Source organism: Sphaerotilus sp., from assembly GCF_041083715.1.
GTDB lineage: Bacteria > Pseudomonadota > Gammaproteobacteria > Burkholderiales > Burkholderiaceae_C > Sphaerotilus.
In genome coordinates this window covers 1-3,393 of record NZ_JBFPGY010000107.1, presented here as the reverse complement: position 1 = coordinate 3,393, position 3,393 = coordinate 1, and the positions used below count along the sequence as shown (strand labels likewise).

General features: G+C 69.4%; 4 protein-coding genes. All 4 read left to right on the top strand.

The genetic code is table 11. The features are described 5' to 3' along the window. The coding region (locus AB3X43_RS05350; protein ID WP_369428836.1) for a BolA/IbaG family iron-sulfur metabolism protein at positions 1-128 on the top strand (128 nt) is incomplete at its 5' end. A gap of 111 nt (positions 129-239) precedes the next feature. After that, positions 240-1,511, top strand: a complete 1,272-nt coding sequence (gene murA, locus AB3X43_RS05345; protein ID WP_369428834.1) for a UDP-N-acetylglucosamine 1-carboxyvinyltransferase — start codon at positions 240-242, stop codon at positions 1,509-1,511. 35 nt (positions 1,512-1,546) lie between these two features. Beyond that, on the top strand, positions 1,547-2,188 hold the full coding sequence (gene hisG / locus AB3X43_RS05340) for an ATP phosphoribosyltransferase (RefSeq protein WP_369428835.1): 642 nt from the start codon (positions 1,547-1,549) through the stop codon (positions 2,186-2,188). A gap of 13 nt (positions 2,189-2,201) precedes the next feature. Then, the coding region (hisD, locus tag AB3X43_RS05335; protein WP_369428833.1) for a histidinol dehydrogenase at positions 2,202-3,393 on the top strand (1,192 nt) is incomplete at its 3' end.

The following is a 3,393-nucleotide window of genomic DNA, read 5'->3' as shown; positions in this document are numbered from 1 at the left end:
TCGTCTATGCCGCGCTGGGCGAGCGCATGCGCGAAGAGATCCATGCACTGTCGATGAAGACGCTCACCCCCGCCGAATGGGCCAAGGACGGCGCAGCGCCGGCCAGCCCCGTCACCCACCACCATTGACCACCGCGCGCGGCCTCAGGCTGCGGCGCGGGCGTGTGCATGCCGGCCCCGGTGTGCGACAGGCCAGCCCGCACCGCGGCATGAGCCCCTCGCAAGCACACGCACACCTCCATGGACAAGCTCCTGATTCGCGGCGGCCGCACCCTCCAGGGTGAGGTCACGATCTCCGGCGCCAAGAACGCCGCCCTGCCCGAGCTGTGCGCGGCGCTGCTGACGGCCGAGCCGGTCACGCTGGCCAATGTGCCGGGCCTGAAGGACGTCTCGACCACGCTGAAGGTGCTCGCGCAGCTCGGCGCCACCTCCACGCGCGATCCGGCCACGCCCGGCATCGTCACCGTCGACGCCTCGAACATCACCTCCACCGAGGCGACCTACGAGCTCGTGAAGACGATGCGCGCGTCCATCCTGGTGCTCGGCCCGTTGCTGGCGCGTTTCGGCGTGGCGCGGGTGTCGCTGCCCGGCGGTTGCGCGATCGGCTCGCGGCCAGTGGACCAGCACATCAAGGGCCTGCTGGCGATGGGCGCCGAGATCCGCGTCGAGCACGGCTACATCCACGCCACCGCCACGCCGCGCCTGAAGGGCGCCCGCATCACCACCGACATGGTCACCGTCACCGGTACCGAGAACCTGCTGATGGCCGCGACGCTGGCCGACGGCGAGACGGTGCTGGAAAACGCCGCGCAGGAGCCGGAGATCACCGACCTCGTCGATCTGCTGGTGTCGATGGGCGCGCAGATCGAAGGCCGCGGCACCAGCCGCCTGCGCATCACCGGCGTCGAGCGGCTGCACGCGCCGAAGGTGCCGCACCAGATCATTCCGGACCGCATCGAGGCTGGCACCTTCCTGTGCGCCGTCGCCGCAGCGGGCGGTGACGTGACGCTGCGCCGCGCCGATGCGAGCCACCTGGACGCCGTGATCACCAAGCTGCGCGAAGCCGGTGTCACCGTCGAGGCCGGCACTGACTCGATCCGCGTGCAGATGAACGGCCGGCCCAAGGCGGTGAGCTTCCGCACCAGCGAGCACCCGCTGTTCCCGACCGACATGCAGGCGCAGTTCATGGCCGTGAACTGCATCGCCGAGGGCGTGGCGCGCGTGACCGAGACGATCTTCGAGAACCGGTTCATGCACGTCAACGAGCTGGTCCGGCTGGGTGCGCACATCGCCGTGGACGGCCACACGGCGCTGGTCGAAGGCATTCCGCGCCTGTCGGGTGCGACCGTGATGGCGACCGACCTGCGTGCCTCGGCGTCGCTGGTGATCGCCGGGCTGGTCGCCGACGGCGTGACCACCGTGGACCGCATCTACCACCTCGACCGTGGCTACGACGCCATGGAAGTGAAGCTGCGCGGCATCGGCGCGGACATCGAAAGGGTTCCGGCATGAGCACGAACGCAGCCACGAACGCACCCACGAACGGGATGATCACGCTGGCGCTGTCCAAGGGCCGGATCTTCGAGGAGACGCTGCCGCTGCTGGCCGCGGCCGGCATCGAGGTGCTGGAAGACCCCGAGAAGTCCCGCAAGCTGATCCTGCCGACGAACCGGTCGGATGTGCAGGTCGTGCTGGTGCGTGCCACCGACGTGCCGACCTATGTGCAGTACGGCGGCGCCGACCTCGGCGTGGCCGGCAAGGACATCCTGATCGAACACGGCGGCCAGGGCCTGTACCAGCCGCTGGACCTGAACATCGCCAAGTGCCGCATGAGCGTGGCGGTGCGCGAAGGCTTCGACTACGCGGCGGCCGTGAAGCAAGGTTCGCGCATCCGCGTGGCGACCAAGTACACGGCCATCGCCCGCCAGCACTTCGCCGACAAGGGCGTGCACGTCGACCTGATCAAGCTGTACGGCTCGATGGAACTCGCGCCGCTGACCGGGCTGGCCGACGCCATCGTCGATCTGGTCTCCACCGGCAAGACGCTGGTGGCGAACCACCTCGTCGAGGTCGAGCCGTTCATGCAGATCTCGTCGCGCCTCGTCGTCAACCAGGCCGCGCTCAAGCTCAAGCGCGACCAGCTCCGACCGCTGATCGACGCCTTTGCCTCTGCCATTCCCAAAGACTGAAGAAAGACCCGCCATGTCTCCCGTCGCTGTCCGCCACCTGAACACCGCCGCCCCGGACTTCGAAGCCGAGTTCCAGCGCGTGCTGCACTGGTCGGCGGAAACGGACCATGCGATCGAGGAGCGCGTGGCGGCGATCCTGCAGGATGTGCAGCAGCGCGGCGATGCGGCAGTGATCGAGTACACGAACCGCTTCGACGGCATGCAGGCCGAGTCGATGGCCGCGCTGGAGCTGACCCGCGAGGAGCTGAAAGCCGCGTTCGAGGCGATCACGCCCGCGCAGCGCCACGCGCTCGAGGCGGCGGCCCAGCGTGTGCGCAGCTACCACGAGCGGCAGTTGCAGGCGTGCGGCCTGAGCTGGCAGTACCGCGACGAGGACGGCACGCTGCTCGGCCAGAAGGTCACGCCGCTGGACCGCGTCGGCATCTACGTGCCCGGCGGCAAGGCGGCGTACCCGTCGTCGGTGCTGATGAACGCGATCCCGGCGCATGTCGCGGGGGTCGGCGAGATCATCATGGTCGTGCCCACACCCAAGGGCGAGAAGAACGCGCTGGTGCTGGCCGCTGCCTACGTGGCCGGCGTGAGCCGCGCGTTCACGATCGGCGGCGCGCAGGCGGTCGGCGCGCTGGCCTACGGGACGGCGACCGTGCCGCGCGTGGACAAGGTCACCGGCCCCGGCAACGCCTACGTGGCGAGCGCCAAGCGGCGTGTCTTCGGCCAGGTTGGCATCGACATGATCGCCGGCCCATCGGAAATCCTCGTGCTGGCCGACGGCACCACGCCGCCCGACTGGGTGGCGATGGACCTGTTCAGCCAGGCCGAGCACGACGAACTCGCGCAGTCCATCCTGCTGTGCCCGGACGCGGACTACATCGCGAAGGTGCAGGCCGAGATCGACCGCCTGATCGACGGCATGCCGCGCCGTGACGTGATCCGGGCCTCGCTGGAAGGCCGCGGCGCGCTGATCCTGACGCGGGACATGGACGAAGCCTGCGCGATCAGCAACCGCATCGCCCCGGAACACCTCGAAGTCAGCTCGTCCGATCCGCACCGCTGGGAGCCGCTGCTGCGCCACGCCGGTGCGATCTTCCTGGGCGCGTACACCAGCGAATCGCTGGGCGACTACTGCGCCGGCCCGAACCATGTGCTGCCGACCTCGGGCACGGCGCGGTTCTCGTCGCCGCTGGGTGTCTACGACTTCCAGAAAC